This is a genomic window from Paraliobacillus zengyii (assembly GCF_003268595.1).
Taxonomy (GTDB): Bacteria; Bacillota; Bacilli; order Bacillales; family Amphibacillaceae; genus Paraliobacillus_A; species Paraliobacillus_A zengyii.
In genome coordinates this window covers 1,753,460-1,773,470 of record NZ_CP029797.1, presented here as the reverse complement: position 1 = coordinate 1,773,470, position 20,011 = coordinate 1,753,460, and the positions used below count along the sequence as shown (strand labels likewise).

The window sequence follows — 20,011 nt, the reverse complement described above, 5'->3', positions numbered from 1 at the left end:
TTTATGTGCACCTATTCTGTAATTTATTATTAGTTAACAATTAAGTATTTATAGTAAGAAAAAGGCTAGAAAATTCTAGCCTTTTCTTACTTTTTAAAGAGATTCTAGATACGCGTCTAATTCGTCATCTGTTGTTGGAACTTCAATTGTTCCATCAAGAACCTGTTGCTTGGATTCCTCAACAGCTGTTGCTATATCTTCAGTGAACGCTTCTTCGTTAGTAGTAGCGACACCAACACCATCTTCAGCAAGACCAAATGTAAGAACTTCCCCACCTGGGAATTCACCATTTAAACCTTGTGTTGCTAAATCGTTAACTGCAACATCTACACGTTTTAGCATAGAAGTAAGCGTAACATTTGTATCATTGATTGCACCTTCATCATATTGATCACGGTCTACACCGATAACCCAAACATTAGCATCTGGATCACTATTTTTAATATCTTTTGCTTGAGCAAATACACCATTACCAGTTGCACCTGATGAGTGATAAATTACATCTACACCATCGTTATACATACTAGCTGCAATTGCTTTACCTTTAGCTGCATCAGCAAATGATGCGGCATATTCTCTTACCACTTCAATTTCTGGATCTACTGAAGCAACACCAGCAACAAAACCAGTTTCAAAACGTTTAATTAAATCACTTTCTTCTCCACCAATAAAACCTACTTTACCTGATTCAGACTTCATTGCTGCAGCAACACCTACTAAGAAAGATCCTTCTTGTTCAGCAAATGTAATACTCGCAACGTTATCACCTTCTACAACTGAGTCAATAATAGCGAAATTCGTATCAGGATTTTGACCTGCAACTTCTCCAAGTGCTTCAGCTAATTTATAGCCTACACCAAAGATCAAATTAAAATCTTGTTGTACTAAGCGGTTTAAGTTTGGTAAAAAGTCTGCATCTTGATCAGATTGTGCATACGTATAACCTTCGTCTTCTACTAAGCCATTATCTGCACCAAATGCACCTAAACCTTCCCATGCTGATTGGTTAAATGATTTGTCATCTACTCCACCAACATCAGTAACCATTGCAACTTTATAATCAACTTCCTCTTCTGTGTCCTCTGTTGCATCTTCTGTAGTATCTTCTGAACTTGTATCTTCACTTGAAGTATCCTCTTCATCAGAAGTACCACAAGCCCCTAAAATTAAAACAGCTGCTAATAATAAACCTAAAATAAGTAATAAACGATTTTTTCTCAACGAAATACCCCCAATAATTTTTATGTTAACCCTTAAACTTTGCTAAAACCCGATGTTGCGCACCACCTCCTAAAAGTATGGAATTTAACATTCTTTTTCTAACAATACAACTTAAAAATTAACTTTTAAAAACTAATCCACATTATGTATACTTAACTTTTGTGAAAGTAAATGGTTGTCCTACCTATCAGTTCATATGAAAAATACTAATAATATAGTCAAAGAATAATATAACACTTTTAATTCGAGAAATAAATACTTATTCCTACAAAAAAGAGTGAAAATATCAAAAAGTTCCCAAACATTGTTAGATTATCTAACAATGTTTGGTCTAATAATTTACTTAATAACCAATTTGTTTAAAATATACCTATTTTTGTATTTATTAAGAAGTTTTTTGTTCTGGATATTCTGAAATTAATACAGTTCTAGGTTTTGATCCTTCATAAGGACCAACAATTCCCCTTGCTTCCATTGCATCTATTAATCTAGCTGCGCGTGTATAGCCTACTCTAAATCTTCTTTGCAACATGGAAACACTAGCACTCTGCATTTCCACAATTAATTTAACGGCATCATCAAACAAATCATCTTGCTTTTCGTCATGTTTTACCTCAGATTCCTCCTCTGGAATCATTTCATCTTGATATTGTGCTTTTTGTTGTTCAATACAATGGTCAACGATACTTTCCACTTCCTCATCAGATAAGAATGCCCCTTGAATTCGGGTAGGTTTAGATGATCCTACTGGTGTAAACAACATATCTCCTCGGCCTAATAATTTTTCCGCTCCCCCAGAATCTAAAATAGTTCTTGAATCGGTTGAAGATGACACACTAAAAGCTATTCGAGAAGGAATGTTCGCTTTTATTACGCCAGTTATAACATCAACAGAAGGACGCTGTGTCGCTATTATTAAATGTATACCAGCTGCTCGGGCCATTTGTGCTAATCTTGTAATTGCATCTTCAACATCACTTGAAGCAACCATCATCAAGTCAGCTAATTCATCAACGATAACAACAATATAAGGTAACAAAGGTTGTTGATCTTCTTCTTCGCTATTATATCGTTTAACGTACTCATTATACCCTTCAATATTACGGCTTCCAGTATCTGAAAACAATTCATAGCGGCGCTCCATTTCAGCTACAACCTTCTTAAGTGCTCTAGATGCCTTCTTTGGATCCGTAACTACAGGTGCAAGCAAATGAGGAATTCCATTATAAATATTTAATTCTACTTTCTTAGGATCAATCATCATCATTTTCACTTCATGTGGTTTAGCTCGCATCAATATACTAGTTATAATACCGTTGATACAGACACTTTTACCACTTCCGGTTGCACCTGCAACTAGTAAGTGCGGCATACGATTCAATTCAGCAACAATTGCTTCGCCTGAAATATCTCGTCCAAGTACAAAAGATAGAATATTCCCATTCATTGCTTGTTTCGTATCTAAAACCTCACGAAGAGATACAGCAGCGACTTCCTTATTTGGAACTTCAATTCCAACTGCAGATTTTCCTGGAATTGGTGCTTCTATTCGAATATCCTTTGCGGCTAATGCAAGCGCAAGATCATCATGAAGATTTACAATTTTACTCACCTTCACACCAGCCTCTGGATAGACTTCATACTTTGTAACAGCAGGTCCAACATGAACTTTGGTAACTTTTGCTTTTACACCAAAGCTAACAAATGTACTCTCTAATTTACGAACAGTTGCCTGAATTGCACCTTTTTCTGCTTGTTGTTGATGTTTAACAGGTTCTTTTAACAATTTTAAAGGTGGCAATAAATAGGACGCATTTTCCATTTCTGTCATTGGTAATGGTTCGATTATTTCAATCTCTGTTTCTTTTTCTTCTTTTTTATTCTCTGGTTGATCTTTTGTATCCATCTCATTTGACACATTTTTAGTAGCATATGAGATATCTGTAAATTCTTCAATTACCGGATAATCTGTTACCTCATCTACTACTGTATCAGATGTATTCGTTAGTAGTTCTTCTCGATCGTATTCTTGCTCCATTTTTTTACTATCTTTTTTAGCTTGACGCTTTTCTGTCCAGTTTTTTCGTCCACTTTGTGTTACAGCTTTTATTTTACTACCATTAACAGCCAAAAAGTTGCCGATTGAAAAGTCTGTAACAAAAACGATACCAATAATAATGGAAAAGACCGCAACAATTTGTGCACCTGTAGCTGAAAATAGTACATAACAAAAAGCAAATAAAATTGCCCCTATCATTCCGCCACCTAAATAATAAGAAGTAAGATTCCCGTCTAAGTATGAAAAGTAGTTTGACCATGTCATTGCCAACACAGACCCACCTGGTTGTTGTTGTAACAAGCTTTCAAATGAATCAATATGTGTTAGTAATAAAACACCTAAAAAAATAATCCCTAAACCTACCATGCGTCGATTAATTAAATTTGGTAATTGTCTTTTTATAATCATATAAATACCGACACTCAACAATACAAGTGAGGCGATCATATACCACACACCGAATAATAAACGAAAAAAGTTCTTTAATCCAGTTGGTATTGCTCCTTCACTAATCGCACTTGCACCACTTCCAAAAACAGCTAGAAAAATAAATAGAATGCCTAATAGTTCATATTTTAATTGTTGTTGTACTTTTTTTTGATTCCCTCTCTTTTTCTTTTTAGCCTTAGCCAAATTCCCCACCCCTGTATTCTATCAAAATTCTTTCTCCCACTATTATGATGAGATAAACCCTTGTCCGTTTGACAAGGGTTTATCTTTATTTATTCTTCATACAAATCCTATTCTTCGCTATCACTATTATAGCATATCTATTTTTATCTGTAGACTTTTCCTTCGTGAAAATCTTATATAACTCATCATTTATATTTATTATTCACCAATAATCTCCCCTGGAGTAAGTGAAGGGGATAAATAATCTTGTGGATCTGTCGACAGTAGCTGAACAATACGATATTTACCGTTATCCAAACTATCAACTAGCATCATTTGATTATTACTAGTTACAACTTGACGTATTTGAAATAATGATTGGTCTGTGGGAAATATGTCGTGATCACTTAGTGGCGTATATAAGGTCATTGCATCACACCCCCACTTTCCTTTCTATCATCAATCATCTTATTTAATGTTTGCATTGCTTCCTTTACACCACCAACGGCATCAATTAATCCATATTCTACTGCGTCAGCACCTACAACATTTGTACCAATATCTCGTGTTAAATTACCCTTTTCAAACATTAAAGATTTGAACTTTTCCTCTGATATGTTGGAATGAGACGTTACAAAATGAATAACACGCTCTTGCATCTTATCCATATATTCAAAAGTTTGTGGCACACCGATAACCAAGCCATTTAACCTAATTGGATGGATTGTCATTGTTGCAGAAGGAACGACATACGTGTAATCTGTTGCAACAGCAATAGGTACACCAATAGAGTGACCGCCGCCTAGAATAATGGATACAGTTGGTTTAGACAAAGAGGCAATCATTTCTGAGAGAGCTAATCCTGCTTCAACATCTCCACCTACCGTATTCAATAAGATAATAAGCCCTTCAATTTTCGGATTCTGTTCAATAGCAATAAGCTGCGGCAATAAATGTTCATATTTAGTCGTCTTGTTTTGTGGAGGTAACTGTACATGCCCCTCAACTTGACCGATAATCGACAAAACATGAATATTAGAATCAGGTGCCGTTGGAACAGTGGATTGACCTAATTGCTGAATTTTATCGACTAATGATGATGAGTGTTTTCCTTCTTCTTGTTCATTCCCGTCTTTAGACATCAAAAAATCTCCTTTCGAATCTATCTTCATTAGTATGAACGAATCAAAAAAAGAACATACCATTTTTAGATTAAAAAGGAGTGCAAACAAAAAACAACCTCTGCTTATTTAAGCAGAGGTTGTTTAAACTACACATGACTTTAATTAGTTTTTGATTAGATCATACACTAGTTGCTCTTCAATTTCAGATAAATTTACTAACGGCAAACGAACATCACCTGTATCTATCCCCTTTAAACGTAAGGCTGCTTTAACAGGAGCTGGAGATGGCGCCATAAACAACCCTCTCATAATAGGTAATAACTGACGGTGAATCCTGGCCGCTTCTTTAACATTTCCCTGTTCAAAATAATTAAGCATTTGTTTCATTTCATCTCCAATAATATGAGATGCAACGGAAACCACCCCGTCAGCACCAATTGCTTGTAATGGTAGCGTTAAACTATCATCGCCACTGTATACAAAGAATTGATCATCGGTTTGTTCAATAATTTGAGAAATTGCATCTAAATTACCACTTGATTCTTTAACCGCTACAATATTATCAATTTGCGATAGCGCAACAATTGTGTCGACAGTTAAATGAACCATTGTTCTACCGGGAATATTATATAACATCACCGGGAGACTCGTAGACTCTGCAACTGTTCGAAAATGTTCATATAATCCTGCTTGATTCGGCTTATTATAATAAGGTGTTACGAGCAAAATTGCATCAACATTCGCCTTTTCTGCATGCTTTGTTAATTCTATTGTCTCTTTTGTATTATTCGAACCGGTTCCAGCAATAATAGGTATTCGACCGTTTACTACTTTAACTGTCTGTTCAAATAGCCCGATTTTTTCCTTCGTGGAAAGTGTAGGTGATTCTCCTGTAGTACCTGCCACAACTAAACCATCTGTTTGATGCGTAATTAAATGTTCAATTAAATGCTCCACTTTATTCATATCCACTCGATCTAAAGAGTCAAATGGCGTAACCATTGCTGTCAATAATTTTCCAAAGTTCACGATAGGTTGCGTCTCCCTTCATCCATCTTGATCCATCCATTCCCTAGATGTTTAGATTTTTCTATTTAATTCAAACGTTTCATGCAATGCATTTACAGCTGGGATAAGATCATCATGGTGAATCAGCACCCATATCGTTGTATGACTGTCTGCAGATTGAAGGATTTGAATCCCTTCATTTGTTAGTGTTTGCACTATTTTGGCCGTTACCCCTGGAACTCCAGTCATACCAGCCCCAACTAATGAGACTTTTGCACAGTTAGAAACTGTTTCAGGTTGATAATGTAGTGCTTGTAATATATCTATTGCTTTTGCAGTAAACACCTCTGGAATTGTATAGACAACACCATTTGGTGAAATATTTATAAAATCAACCGAAATACCCGCTTCCGCCATTGCTTTAAAAACATCTGAATGTAATTGATCCACATTTTCATTCGTTAATACCTTTATTTGCGTAATATTAGACATATTCGCAATTCCAGTAACAATGCGATCTGGTATATCTTTACCCTTTACTGAATCGATTGAATCAGTAACTAATGTACCGATTTCAGTAGAAGCTGTTGATCTTACTCGCATTGGGATTTTCGCTTGCATAGCTATTTCAACTGCTCGTGGATGAATGACCTTTGCACCTTGATAAGCTAAATTACAAATTTCATTATATGTGACCACGTCTAATGTTCGGGCATTTTTAACTAACCTTGGATCAGCTGTCATTATGCCATCTACATCAGTAAAAATATCAATATATGTGGCGTCTAACGCTGCACCTAATGCAGCAGCTGACGTATCGCTTCCACCGCGTCCTAGTGTAGTTATTTCATTAGTAGCTGACTTCCCTTGAAAACCTGCGACGACAACAACTTGATGTTCTTTTAATTCATGATGAATCCGTTCTACTTCCATTGCCTTTATTTTTGCAGACGTAAAGTCTTGATTCGTTATAAAACCAGCTTGCCCTCCTGTTAATGCAGTCGAAGTTACGCCATTTTCTTTTAATTCATTAGAGAAAACGACAGAAGAGATTATTTCACCACAAGACATGAGTAAATCTTGTTCTCTATTACTAATATGCATATTAGGAAAACCAACTAATCCCAATAATGAATCTGTTGCATATGGATCAGGATAGCGGCCTATTGCAGAAACTACAACAACCACTTTGTACCCCTCATCAATAGCTGTTTTTATATGCTTAATCGCGTTACTTCGTGTGGTCTTACTTTGTACAGAAGTCCCGCCAAATTTTTGCACTAAAATCTCCATGTTGACACCTCTAAATTATAGCCAATTATTTTTAATTAATGATTCAGCGATTTGCACAGAATTCCATGCAGCACCCTTTAGTAAATTATCTGAGACAACCCATAAGTGGAAGCCTTTAGGTTCGTCGAGGTCTTTTCTTACTCTACCTACAAAAACGTCGCCTTTACCTACTGCATTTAGTGGTGTTGGATAGACCTGATTTGATGGATCATCTTCTAAAACAATACCAGGTGCATTTGCTAAAACTTCTTGAATAGCTTGAACTGATACGTTCTCATCATTAATTTCAACATATACACTTTCTGCATGTGATGTAAAAAATGGTAAACGTACACAAGTAGCTGCAACAGCTAAATCCGAAGCGTGTAGGATTTTTTTCGTTTCATTAATCATTTTCATTTCTTCAAAAGTATAGCCATTTTCTTGAAAAACATCAATTTGTGGTAATGCATTAAAAGCTATTGGATAATGCTTTTTTTCACCTTTAACAGGTAATAATTCAGGAGAAAGTTCTTCTCCATTCAAAAAGGCTTGCGATTGCTCTCTTAATTCTTCAACCGCTTTTGCACCTGCACCTGAAACAGCTTGATAAGTAGATACTATTACACGATTTAGTCCAAATGCGTCTTCTATTGGTTTAAGCGCAGCAACCATTTGAATCGTTGAACAGTTTGGATTGGCAATAATGCCATTATGTTTTTCGATATCAGATTCATTTACTTCTGGTACAACTAAAGGAACATTTTCATCCATTCTAAAAGCGCTTGTATTGTCTACTACTACTGCACCACGAGCTACCGCTTCATGTGCTAAAGCTTTAGATACAGAACCACCAGCAGAGAATAATGCAATGTTAACTCCTTCAAAGCTTTCAGGTGTAGCTTCTTGAACAGTAAACGTTTCATTCTTGAATTTTATTTTAGTTCCAGCTGAACGTGGAGAAGATAATAATGTTAACTGTCCAATTGGAAAATTCTTTTTCTCTAGTGTTTCTAGTATTTTTTGTCCTACAGCTCCAGTAGCACCAACAACTGCAACATGGTAACCTCTAATTTCTGACATAATAAATCCCCTTCCTTAATTATCAATGAATTGATTAAATTTGTAATCTCTATTTTAACATACTCTGTTAAGGAAAGGGTATTTCAACGCTATATTATTCTTTATCCATCTTTGGAATTAAAATCGGCTGTATTTGTTCGTGGGATAAAGCACTTGATATAGTAGGGGATAATAGAGTCATATCTGCAACTAGTGAATTTGGTTTTTTAATATAATCATCTTGACCATAAGGAACAAAATAGATTAATTTAGTGGCCATTAAACGCATCAAATTCACGCCATTTAATCCTAATGCATCGTTTGTCGCAATTCCTAAAACAACTGGATTACCGTTGCGCATCGTTGCTTTTGCTGCCATTAGTACAGCCGAGTCCGAAATACCGTTTGCTAATCGACTCATTGAATTACCAGTTAAAGGCGCTATCACCATGCAGTCTAGTGGTTCAACTGGTCCAAGTGGTTCAGCATCGACAATTGAACCAATTGGTTTTCGACCTGTTATTTCTGTGATTGTCTTAATATGATCTTCCGCCTTACCAAATCTTGTATCTGTTTGTTGAACGGTATTCGAAATGACCGGAACCAACTCTGCACCTAAATCCATTAGTTTTTGCATTTCTGGAAATACCGCTGCGTACGTACAATGTGAGCCTGTTATACCAAAACCGATTTTTTTCCCTTTTAACACTGTCGCTTCTCCCCGCTTTCTTTCATCTGTGTACAGATGAGTTGATTAATAACATTTCCTAAAATTTCTCCCGCTGTTTTTGGCGCCACCATCCCCGGTAACCCAAGTGCATGTATAGCTGTAATCCCTCTCTTTTTTGCATAAACAAAATCAACTCCACCTGGCTTAGACGCTAAATCAATGATTAATGCATTTGATTTCATTAATTTTAACGCTGATTCAGTAACAACTTTACTTGGAATCGTGTTGATTAAAATATCACACTGCCCAGTATATGCAGGTAACTCTTCCATGTGAAAACCTTGCATCCCCATCTCAAAAGCTCGCGCTACATCTACATCTTTTCTCGTACCAACCACTACATTTGCTCCTAATCCAGCAAATTTACTTGCTACACTTAATCCAACTCTTCCCATTCCTAAAACTACGATCCGAGCACTATGAATCGTAAAGTTCGTATGCTGAATGGCGAGCATAATTGTACCTTCTGTAGTTGGGATAGAATTATAAATTGCAACATCATCTCGATCCATTAACGGAATAAGTGTTAGACCTGCGTTTTTAACACATTTACTTAAATAAGGTGTTGTTATGCCGGTGAATAGTAAACAGTCTTTTGCTACTGTACCAAACCATTCTTCTGTGAGCTGTATTTTTTTGTTTGAAAATATAGCGTCTATATTACCTTCTTCATCAATACCAGGTATCGGCAAGATAATCACATCAAGTGAACTTACTTCTAATTCATCAAAGTCTGTTTGTTTAATACCTGTAAAACCTTGATTCAATTGATCAAAGCCAACTAACTCCATTTTTAAGTTGTCATTTTCAGAAAGTTTTTTAATCATTTCAAGATAACGGGCATCTCCACCTAAGATTGCTATACGGATGGTTGAATCCATACTTCCACCTCTTTCACAAACTGTATTGCACTTCTATTCTGTTTTATAAATTTTCTTAATATCATATGAATTTATGGGAGTAAAGTGAAGGTTTTAACTACGATGCAGATTAAATAAGACAATAATCTAGATAAAAAAAGCTAATCGACAGATTCTACTTACATCTTGTCAATTAGCTCAATTTTAAAATCATGATAGTTATAGGGTGGCTCTACTATTTAGTAGGAGGAAGGCGATTAACCATTATCATATCCTCGCCTATTTTCTGAATATCCGACCAATTTATCCGCAAATTTTCCCCTTCTTTTTTCATACCTAACCAACTATAATTTGGAATGATGAAGGCCGTAATTTGACCAGTTTTTTCATCTAATTCAATATCTGTTTGGCCTAGAACACCTAATCTCGAGCCACTATAAAGATCAACAATTTCTTTGCCGCTTAATGTCTTATAACGCATTCTACTTCCTCCTTCTCATCTTTATAAAAAGTATGAGAAGGTGAACAAGTCTATTCTCTTTTTACGAAGAAATTAATGCACTTGCATAATCTTGCTTAAATATTTGTTGAATTAATTCATTCGTTGACTCCATACTTACCGCATCGATTTCAGTAATTAATTCATCCAAACTACGATGCCTACCCATAAGTAACTCGTTTTTACCATTACGACTCATGCGACTATTCGTACTTTCTAGACCTAGTACAAGATTCCCTTTTAATTGTTCTTTACTATTACGTAATTCTTTATCTGTTAATCCGTGCTCCATTAATTCTGCAATTGTTTGATGTATTGTCTCTTTAAGAACGGGAAGATATTCTGCACCTGTTCCCGCATAGATTGTTAATAATCCATCATCAAGAAACGAACTGTGATAAGAAAATACAGAATAGGCTAATCCACGGTTTTCTCTAATTTCTTGAAACAGTCTTGAACTCATGCTACCACCAAGTACATTATTAACAATGACTAAGCTAAATATATTCGCAGCATCAATTGGCAACCCTTGATATCCTAAGCATAGATGTGCTTGTTCTGTTTCTTTTTGACGTGTTAATTGTTTTGGAGTGAAAATTGATTTCTCAAAAGTACTAACTTTGCTAGTTTGTGTAAATTGATCAAAAGACGTTTCAATTTTATCAATAAAAGATGTGTCGACATTTCCTGCTACAGATACTACTATATTATCTGGTCGATAATGTTCCAGTTTGTACTGGTGTAAATCCTCAGATGTAAAAGCATTTAACCTTTCCTCTATTCCTAAGATTGGAAATCCTAATGGATGTCCCCCATAAGAGGCTTCTGCTAATAAGTCATGAACAATGTCATCTGGTGTATCCTCTGACATCTTTATTTCTTCTAATACTACATTTTTTTCTTTATCGATTTCTTCTTGAGCAAATTTTGAATTAAAGAACATATCTGTTAGCATCTCTAAGGCGAAGTCTTTATGTGTATCAAGGACTTTAGCATAGTAACAAGTATACTCTTTTGAAGTAAAAGCATTTACTTGACCACCAATCGCATCAAACTCTTCAGCAATCTCTTTGGCAGTTCTCTTTTTTGTTCCCTTAAAAAACATATGCTCTAAAAAGTGTGAAATCCCATTATTGTCTAGCGTTTCATCTCTTGAACCCGTACGAACCCAAACTCCTATTGTTACTGATCTAACACTCGGTATATTTTCCAATACAATACGTAATCCATTTCTGGAAGTATGTTTCTGAAGCATCTGGATGCCCTCCTATTTTTTAACCATTAGTTTCTACTAATATATAACGCAACTTTCGCACAAAAAATAAGTGCAATTCGTTGACTGTTTTAAGTTTGAAGTATTTCTATCATATTACTCGACAGTCTTTTAAAAAGCCAGTTTACTATAAGATTATCGTTTATTATGAAACGACTATATATGTAAGAAAAAGAAACTGGTAAACCAGTTTCTTTTCAGTGGTAAGTTTATTTACTTTCTGCTTCTTTCTCTTTTTCTTCAGCTAAAACGGCTTTGCGTGACAAATTAATACGACCTTGACGATCAACTTCTTTTACTTTAACCATCATTTGATCCCCTATAGAAGCAACATCTTCTACTTTATTAATACGTTCAGCTGCCATTTCTGAAATGTGTACAAGTCCTTCTTTACCTTTGAACAATTCAACAAACGCACCAAATTTTTCAATTCGTTTAACTGTAGCAAGATACATTTCACCAACTTGCACTTCACGTACAATATCTTCAATAATTTGTTTCGCTTTTTGATTCATTTCATTATTGATAGATGAAATGAATACTCCACCATCTTGCTCAATATCTATTTTTACGCCTGTTTCTTCAATGATTTTATTGATTTGTTTACCACTTGGTCCAATTACATCGCGAATCTTATCAGGATGAATTGACATCGTTAAGATTTTCGGAGCATATGTGGATAGTTCTTCTTTTGGTTCGTTAATCGTTTCAAGCATATGCTCTAAAATATGCATACGACCTTTTTTGGCTTGCGTAAGTGCTTCTTCTAAAATATCACGTGATAAACCATCAATTTTTATATCCATTTGAAGAGCAGTAACACCTTTAGCAGTTCCTGCAACTTTAAAGTCCATATCTCCTAAGTGATCTTCCATACCTTGAATATCACTTAAAATCGTATAATCATCACCTGATTTAATTAGTCCCATAGCAATACCAGCAACTGGTGCTTTAATTGGCACACCTGCATCCATCATTGCTAAAGTACTAGCACAAATACTTGCTTGCGAAGTCGATCCGTTTGATTCTAACACTTCTGATACAAGACGAATAGTATACGGGAAGTCTTTCTCAGTAGGCAACACTTTTTCTAGTGCGCGCTCTCCTAATGCACCATGTCCAATTTCACGACGACCTGGTCCTCTAATTGGACCAGTCTCCCCGACACTAAACAATGGGAAGTTATAATGATGCATGAAGCGTTTTGATTCTTCTAATCCAATACCATCTAAAATTTGCACATCACCTAGAGCACCAAGCGTACATATGCTTAACGCTTGTGTTTGTCCACGTGTGAACAAACCAGATCCGTGTGTTCTTGGAAGCACACTAATACGAGATGATAAAGAACGTATTTCATCAATTTTACGACCATCTGGTCTAACTTTTTCTTTCGTAATTAAACGACGAACTTCTTCCTTAACAATCTTATCTAGAATTCCTTTTACATGTTTAATTGTTTTATCATCTGCTTCTTTTTCTTCATATTCTGCAAGCAAATCTTTCTTTACTTTTTCAATTGCATCTTCACGCGCATGCTTTTCCTGTACTTGAATTGCTGTTACTAAAGTCGTTTTAACTTTTTCTTCCACTTCAACAGTCAATTCTTTATCTAGTTCGAATAATGTAATATTCATTTTTTCTTTAGAGACTTCAGCAATAATTTCTTCTTGAAAAGCAACTAAACGCTTAATCTCTTCATGTCCAAACATTATAGCCTCAAGCATAACATCTTCTGGTACTTCATCTGCACCCGCTTCTACCATGTTAATAGCGTCTTTTGTTCCAGCAACCGTAAGATCAATGTCACTCTTATCGCGTTGTTCAGTAGTAGGATTAATAACAAATTCACCGTCTACTCTTCCAACAATAACACCAGCAATTGGACCATCAAATGGTATATCTGAGATAGATAGCGCGATGGATGAACCAATCATTGCAGCAATATCTGACGGACAGTTTTGATCTAGACTCATTACCATACTTATTACTTGAACATCGTTACGATATCCATCCGGGAATAGTGGACGTATTGGACGGTCAATTAAACGAGAGGTAAGAACAGCTGTTTCAGACGGTCTACCTTCTCTTTTAATAAAACCTCCAGGAATTTTACCTACTGCGTATAAACGTTCTTCATAGTTTACAGTTAGCGGGAAAAACGGTAAGTCTTTTGGCTCTTTAGAACCAGTTGCTGTTGATAATACAGAAGTATCTCCATATTGAATCATACATGCACCATTTGCCTGTTTTGCTAATTCTCCAATTTCTACAGAGAACGTGTTACCTGATATTTCTGTTGAAAACACTTTTTTATTTGCTACCATTTACTTATGTACCCCTCTCTTATTTACCAAAAAAACGCTTTGTAGTAGTATATCCATCATTAGGGCTATATAAATCCGTATCACTTCTTGTTTTACTATCCTTTTGCATCATTTACATTATGTTGCTCCATCCTGATCAAACAGTTGAAAAAATAGTTTCAACTGTTTGATCAGAATCGAGCGAAAGGATTATAATAGGACATATACACCCAAAACAAATACTTCCTACAAACATTATCGGATCAACCGAATTATTTTAAACATACAGAAAAAGCGGGAATAATCCCGCTTTTACGTATATTATCGGCGTAATCCAAGTTTTTGAATTAAATCACGGTAACGTGCAACATCTTTATTACGTAAGTAATTTAGTAAGTTACGACGCTTACCAACCATTTTCAATAAACCACGACGTGAGTGATGATCTTTCTTGTGGAAACGAAGATGCTCATTCAAGTTCGTAATTTCTTCTGTTAGGACAGCGATCTGAACCTCTGGAGATCCGGTATCGTTATCATGCGTTTTGAACTCATTCATAAGTTCATTTTTGCGTTCTTGTGTTATAGCCATCCTGTTCACCTCCTGTGAAAAATTGTAAAACCCCTGTCCCCTAGCAAACGTCGGAGAATCGATTTGCCAAGTGGAAGGTTTCCGTTATTTAGATTACATCCTTTTATCATAAATTGCAAGTATTAATCATCAATTGTAGTAAACAAATGTCGAATCTGTTGCTCGTCTTTCTTTAATTGGTCGATCAATTGATCGACACCATTAAATTTCACTTCATCTCTAATAAAGTCAATCCACTCTATACGCACTGATTTGCCATAGATATCTTGTTCAAAATCAAATAGATGTACTTCAATGGTAGGATGGTCTATTTGATTGTCTTCATGAAACGTTGGTTTATATCCTACATTAGCCATTCCAGTAACTTTTTCCTGATTGGAAATTGAAGCGCGTATTGCGTAAACACCGACTTTAGGAAGTGCATAATCCGCTTCGACTGCTATATTAGCAGTAGGAAAACCAATTGTTCTTCCGCGTTTTTCGCCTTGTACGACTATTCCACTCGTTTGATATGGTCTATTTAATAAATCATTTATTTTTTTCACTTCTCCATCAATTAACAATTGACGAATCCAAGTTGAGCTAACTTTCTCGCCTTCATCTTCTAATTTATCAATTGTCGTAACAGCAAATTTACCTTTTGCATCTTCTTTTAATGTGGTTATTGTTCCTTTACCCATATAACCATAGGTGAAATCAAACCCAGCTACAAGGTGTTTAATATGAAGACCAACAATAAAATCTGAAACAAATTCACTTGCGGACAATTGCGACAAAACCTTATTAAAGGTAATGATATATAAAACATCAATACCCATATCTTCTAAAATCGCTTTTTTTTCAGTAAATGGTGTTAGATAGTGAATAGGCTTTTTTTGTTTTTTTAGTACAACTGAAGGATGAGGAGAGAATGTAATAACAGCACTCTTCCTATTTTCCCTTTTTGCAATTTCTTTTGCAGTTTCAATAACATTTTGATGCCCTTTATGTATACCATCGAAGAATCCAATAGCTGCTACGGTTTCTTCCATTTCTGTTCGAATAAATTGGTGTGGATATTGTAACGATATGATTTCCAAGGTTTTCACCTACTTTCCTGATTGTAACGGAATACACGAACTGGCTTTATTTCTTCTACTTTTGATGGATAGATCTGATAGATGGCTAAGAGTTCATCTTGATATTCCACTCTAAACGGGTCTGTTTTAATTTCTTGATCAGGTAACGCTAACTTCTGGCCTTGCCAAACTCTTTTAGCTAAATGCTCTTCTACGTGATAAACATCTAAGTGTTGGATACCTTGCTGCATCGGAAGTAAAATTTCTTCTAATTGTCCTAGCTCACTTTTTTCTTTTAGTTGTTCAAAAGTGAAAGTCTGTGCAGCAGTAATATTGCCTGTTTCTGTACGTACTAAACGAGACATATGAGCAGGATAACCTAACTTTTTACCAATGTCTACACATAGCGTTCGCATATACGTTCCCTTAGAACAGGTTGCTTCAAATGAAAACCTAAAGAGATTCTCTTCAACCTTTATTGTATCTTCCAATAATTTAATGGATTTAATCGTAACCTCACGTTCTGGTCTGATAACAGGTTCATTCATTCTAGCATATTCATACAATTTCTTACCATCAACCCTAACAGCAGAATACAAAGGAACCACTTGGCTTATTTCACCTGTAAATGTTGCTAAAACAGCTTCTAATGTACTTATATCAAACGTTTCACCTACTGACTTTTCCTCCGTAACAGTTCCGGTTTGATCTTCTGTATCTGTTGCGTAACCGAGTGTTACTTCACCAATATAAGTCTTTGTTGTATCCGTTAGATATGGAACAATTTTCGTCGCTTCTCCAATACAAATTGGCAATACACCTTCTACAGCTGGATCCAACGTTCCAGTATGACCAACTTTTTTGGTATGACATAACTTTCTCATTTGGATAACACAATCATGGGATGTAGGCCCTATTGGTTTCCAAAGTGGCAGAATACCATTCATAATCTTTATTCACCATCTCTTTAATTTTTTGTTTAAGCGGGGTAATTAAAAATAAACTAAAACCCTTGTACTATTATAGAACAAGGGTTTTAGGAAGTAAATATCACGTATTAGAATCATTTATATCGCGTAGGATGTGTTCAATTCGATTACCTTTTTCAATAGCTTCATCGAATTCAAAAAACAATTCTGGTGTTTTACGTAAACGAATGCGCGTACCTATTTCAGAACGAATAAATCCTTTTGCTTTCGCTAAACCAATTAATGTATCTTGTTTTTGTTTCTCTTCACCTAGAACAGAAATATAAACCTTTGCTTGTTGCAGGTCACCAGTAACTTCCACATCAGTTATTGTTACAAAACCAACGCGTGGGTCTTTAATTTTTCTGCTAAGGATGTCACCTAACTCTTTTTTCATTTGTTCTGCTACGCGATTTGCTCTCATTTGATTCATGAAGTTCACCTCTTAGAATTCAGCAATGGTGTACAGTAACTTATAACCATTCCTTTTGCGTTTTTGTGCGTTCGATTTCCGGAAAAGAATCAATCAACTTAAAAGCCTGATCGATTACCCTTTCCGCCTGTACTCTCTCATTAGAGATCGTTACTAAACCAAACATAGTACGTTGCCAAAGATCTTGAAAATCTATCTCACTAATTGCAATATTATACTCATTATGAATCCGTTTTGTTATCTTTTTAATAACAGAACGTTTTTCTTTCAATGAATGTGCATGATAGATATAACATTCTACTTCAGCATAAAGAATCATGTGCGTTTAATTTCTTCCATGACATACGCTTCAAAAACGTCGCCTTCTTTAATATCATTAAACTTTTCTACGGTTATCCCGCACTCATAGTTTTGCGCAACTTCCTTGACATCATCCTTAAATCTTTTCAATGTGTCAATTTCACCTTCATAAATAACAATGCCATCACGGATTACGCGTACGCCTGCATCACGCGTGATTTTACCATCAGTTACGTAACTACCTGCAATCGTACCAATTTTAGATACTTTGAAAATTTCACGAACTTCCGCTTGTCCAATTACCTTCTCTTCGAATTCTGGATCAAGCATCCCTTTCATTGCAGATTCAATTTCTTCTATAACTTTATAGATAACACGATATAGGCGAACATCTACTTTTTCTGATTCGGCTGCTTTTTTAGCATTAACATCTGGACGTACATTAAAGCCAATCACAATAGCATTTGATGCAGATGCTAAAATAACGTCTGATTCTGTAATTGCACCAACACCGGTATGAATGATGTGAACCTTAACGCCTTCTACATCAATCTTTTCTAGAGAAGATGATAAAGCACCTAGTGAACCTTGTACATCAGCTTTTATAATTAAGTTAATATCTTTAATATCGCCTTGCTTAATTTGTTCAAATAAATCATCTAAGCTAACTTTAACGCCACCACCACGGTTTACTTCAATTTGTTTCTGCTGACGTGCTTCACCAATTTGACGTGCCTTTTTCTCATCTGCAAAGACAACAAAATGATCTCCCGCCGATGGCACCTCATTTAATCCAGTTATTTCAACTGGAGCTGATGGACCAACAGTTTTAACACGACGACCTACATCATTTACCATTGCGCGAATACGGCCAAACGTATTTCCAACAACTATTGGATCTCCTACGTGTAACGTACCATTTTGCACAAGTAATGTTGCTACCGGTCCACGGCCTTTATCTAATTGTGATTCAATAACAGTACCAATTGCACGATTATCAGGGTTCGCTCTTAATTCTTCAACTTCTGCAACTAGTTGAATCATTTCGATTAAATCGTCAATACCTTCTCCTTTTAATGCAGATAATTGAACGAATATTGTATTTCCACCCCAGTCTTCAGGGATTAATTCATATTCAGTTAATTCTTGCATAACACGGTCAGGATTAGCGCCTTCTTTATCCATCTTATTTACTGCAATAATGATTGGAACCTCAGCAGCCTTTGCATGATTAATTGCTTCAACTGTTTGTGGCATAACACCATCGTCTGCAGCAACAACAAGAATCGCAATATCTGTTATTTGAGCACCACGTGAACGCATACTTGTGAAGGCAGCGTGCCCTGGTGTATCTAAGAAAGTAATATATTTACCATTACTTTCGATTTGGTATGCACCAATATGTTGAGTGATACCGCCAGCTTCTCCTTCTGTTACTTTGGTATGGCGAATAGAATCAAGTAAAGTTGTTTTACCGTGATCAACGTGTCCCATAATCGTAACTACAGCTGGACGTTCAATTGCTTCACCTTGATTGATTTCTTGAATAAAGTTATCTAAATCCATTTCATCAACTTCTGTCTCTTTCTCAACTTCAACGCCATACTCTTCAGCCATCATAGTTATAGTCTCATCATCTAAACTTTGATTTTTAGTAGCCATAACTCCAGCAGCCATTAGGCTCTTAATTAGATCTGTTGCATCCTTACCTAATTTTTCAGCTAGCTCACCTACAGTTAATGAATCTGTATACGTTATTTTTGTAGAAGACTTTTCTTCGGACTCACGAGCTGACTTAGATTGTGTATTACCTGAATCCTTTTTAGTAGTATTAGTTGCTTTCTCTTTACCTTTTACAGCAACTTCTGGTATAGCATTTTCTGTAAATATTTCATCCAACTTTTTAGTTGTATCATCAGAAATAGTTGACATATGATTGGAAACTTCCACATCAATTTCTTTTAATTTATTTATAATTTCTTTACTTGATACATTCTTTTGTTTTGCATATTCATATACGCGTAATTTACTCATACATTCACCCCCGAATAGATTTATCGAGTAACGAGGTTATTTTCGAAGCGAAACCTTCATCTAAAATAGCAATTGCTACTCTTCCAGACTTACCTATTGCATGCGATATGGTATCCCGATCATCAACAACTCGTATTGGAATATCATAAAAATTACATTTATCCGTAATTTTCTTTGTTGTCTGTGGACCAGTATCACTTGCAAGCAGTACTAGCTTCGCTTTTTGTTTTTGGATATCTTTAATAATTAATTCTTCACCTAACGTCAATTTACGTGCGCGATAAGCTAAACCAATTAAGTTGAGATATTCTTTCCCCTTACTCAATGTCTTTACCTTCTATCACTTGCTTTAATTGTTGATACACCGTTTCATCTACATGTGTTTGTAGATGACGATCTAAAACTTTAGACTTTTCAGCTTTTTCTACTACTTCTAAACTATTAGAAATGTATGCTCCTCGTCCATTCTTTTTACCTGAAGGATCAACAAACACTTCACCATCTTTATTATGAACAATTCGAATTAATGCTTGTTTTGGCTTCATTTCTTGTGTAACAATACATTTGCGAAGAGGAACCTTTTTATTCTTTTTAGGCATGA

At 35.6% G+C, this 20,011-nt stretch carries 20 protein-coding genes; all 20 read right to left on the bottom strand.

The genetic code is table 11. From position 1 onward, the window contains the following. Positions 1 to 93: 93 nt before the first annotated feature. Entirely contained in the window at positions 94 to 1,221 is a 1,128-nt protein-coding gene (locus DM447_RS08980; protein WP_112180900.1) for a BMP family lipoprotein, read from the bottom strand. A 385-nt stretch (positions 1,222 to 1,606) separates the two neighbouring features. Beyond that, positions 1,607 to 3,913 carry an FtsK/SpoIIIE family DNA translocase gene (locus tag DM447_RS08975; RefSeq protein ID WP_112180899.1) on the bottom strand — a complete coding sequence of 769 codons (2,307 nt, stop codon included), beginning with the start codon at positions 3,911 to 3,913 and terminating at the stop codon, positions 1,607 to 1,609. A gap of 198 nt (positions 3,914 to 4,111) precedes the next feature. Then, a complete protein-coding gene (locus DM447_RS08970; RefSeq protein WP_112180898.1) occupies positions 4,112 to 4,321 on the bottom strand; it encodes a YlzJ-like family protein in 210 nt (69 codons plus the stop codon). Next, a complete protein-coding gene (locus DM447_RS08965) occupies positions 4,318 to 5,034 on the bottom strand; it encodes a ClpP family protease (RefSeq protein WP_112180897.1) in 717 nt (238 codons plus the stop codon). Before DM447_RS08965 ends, DM447_RS08970 begins: the two co-directional genes overlap by 4 nt. 144 nt (positions 5,035 to 5,178) lie before the next feature. Further along, positions 5,179 to 6,048, bottom strand: a complete 870-nt coding sequence (gene dapA / locus DM447_RS08960) for a 4-hydroxy-tetrahydrodipicolinate synthase (protein WP_112180896.1) — start codon at positions 6,046 to 6,048, stop codon at positions 5,179 to 5,181. Positions 6,049 to 6,096: 48 nt separating this feature from the next. After that, positions 6,097 to 7,317: an aspartate kinase gene (dapG, locus tag DM447_RS08955; RefSeq protein ID WP_112180895.1), complete on the bottom strand. Its 1,221-nt coding sequence runs from the start codon at positions 7,315 to 7,317 to the stop codon at positions 6,097 to 6,099. Between the two features lie 15 nt (positions 7,318 to 7,332). Then, on the bottom strand, positions 7,333 to 8,379 hold the full coding sequence (asd, locus tag DM447_RS08950) for an aspartate-semialdehyde dehydrogenase (protein WP_112180894.1): 1,047 nt from the start codon (positions 8,377 to 8,379) through the stop codon (positions 7,333 to 7,335). Between the two features lie 94 nt (positions 8,380 to 8,473). Beyond that, entirely contained in the window at positions 8,474 to 9,067 is a 594-nt protein-coding gene (locus DM447_RS08945; RefSeq protein ID WP_112180893.1) for a dipicolinate synthase subunit B, read from the bottom strand. Beyond that, positions 9,061 to 9,969, bottom strand: coding sequence for a dipicolinic acid synthetase subunit A (gene dpaA, locus DM447_RS08940; protein WP_112180892.1), 909 nt, complete (start codon positions 9,967 to 9,969; stop codon positions 9,061 to 9,063). The genes DM447_RS08945 and dpaA overlap by 7 nt, the downstream gene beginning before the upstream one ends. A gap of 214 nt (positions 9,970 to 10,183) precedes the next feature. Then, positions 10,184 to 10,429, bottom strand: coding sequence for a YlmC/YmxH family sporulation protein (locus tag DM447_RS08935; protein WP_112180891.1), 246 nt, complete (start codon positions 10,427 to 10,429; stop codon positions 10,184 to 10,186). Between the two features lie 61 nt (positions 10,430 to 10,490). Continuing rightward, positions 10,491 to 11,702: a M16 family metallopeptidase gene (locus DM447_RS08930; protein ID WP_112180890.1), complete on the bottom strand. Its 1,212-nt coding sequence runs from the start codon at positions 11,700 to 11,702 to the stop codon at positions 10,491 to 10,493. Positions 11,703 to 11,929: 227 nt separating this feature from the next. Beyond that, positions 11,930 to 14,047 carry a polyribonucleotide nucleotidyltransferase gene (pnp, locus tag DM447_RS08925; protein WP_112180889.1) on the bottom strand — a complete coding sequence of 706 codons (2,118 nt, stop codon included), beginning with the start codon at positions 14,045 to 14,047 and terminating at the stop codon, positions 11,930 to 11,932. 300 nt (positions 14,048 to 14,347) lie between these two features. Beyond that, positions 14,348 to 14,617 (bottom strand): 30S ribosomal protein S15, encoded by a 270-nt coding sequence (rpsO, locus tag DM447_RS08920; RefSeq protein ID WP_112180888.1) that lies wholly within the window; start codon positions 14,615 to 14,617, stop codon positions 14,348 to 14,350. A gap of 122 nt (positions 14,618 to 14,739) precedes the next feature. Then, the gene (locus DM447_RS08915; protein ID WP_369974616.1) at positions 14,740 to 15,705 is read right to left on the bottom strand and encodes a bifunctional riboflavin kinase/FAD synthetase; all 966 of its coding nucleotides are present in this window, start codon (positions 15,703 to 15,705) and stop codon (positions 14,740 to 14,742) included. Next, entirely contained in the window at positions 15,702 to 16,622 is a 921-nt protein-coding gene (truB, locus tag DM447_RS08910) for a tRNA pseudouridine(55) synthase TruB (RefSeq protein ID WP_112180887.1), read from the bottom strand. The genes DM447_RS08915 and truB overlap by 4 nt, the downstream gene beginning before the upstream one ends. Positions 16,623 to 16,725: 103 nt before the next feature. Then, on the bottom strand, positions 16,726 to 17,076 hold the full coding sequence (rbfA, locus tag DM447_RS08905) for a 30S ribosome-binding factor RbfA (RefSeq protein ID WP_112180886.1): 351 nt from the start codon (positions 17,074 to 17,076) through the stop codon (positions 16,726 to 16,728). Between the two features lie 40 nt (positions 17,077 to 17,116). Beyond that, positions 17,117 to 17,395 carry a DUF503 domain-containing protein gene (locus tag DM447_RS08900; RefSeq protein ID WP_112180885.1) on the bottom strand — a complete coding sequence of 93 codons (279 nt, stop codon included), beginning with the start codon at positions 17,393 to 17,395 and terminating at the stop codon, positions 17,117 to 17,119. Next, positions 17,392 to 19,410 carry a translation initiation factor IF-2 gene (gene infB, locus DM447_RS08895; RefSeq protein WP_112180884.1) on the bottom strand — a complete coding sequence of 673 codons (2,019 nt, stop codon included), beginning with the start codon at positions 19,408 to 19,410 and terminating at the stop codon, positions 17,392 to 17,394. Before infB ends, DM447_RS08900 begins: the two co-directional genes overlap by 4 nt. A gap of 4 nt (positions 19,411 to 19,414) precedes the next feature. After that, the gene (locus tag DM447_RS08890) at positions 19,415 to 19,735 is read right to left on the bottom strand and encodes a YlxQ family RNA-binding protein (RefSeq protein ID WP_112180883.1); all 321 of its coding nucleotides are present in this window, start codon (positions 19,733 to 19,735) and stop codon (positions 19,415 to 19,417) included. Continuing rightward, complete coding sequence (gene rnpM / locus DM447_RS08885) at positions 19,728 to 20,009, bottom strand: RNase P modulator RnpM (protein ID WP_112180882.1); 282 nt, start codon at positions 20,007 to 20,009, stop codon at positions 19,728 to 19,730. The genes DM447_RS08890 and rnpM overlap by 8 nt, the downstream gene beginning before the upstream one ends. Positions 20,010 to 20,011: the final 2 nt, after the last annotated feature.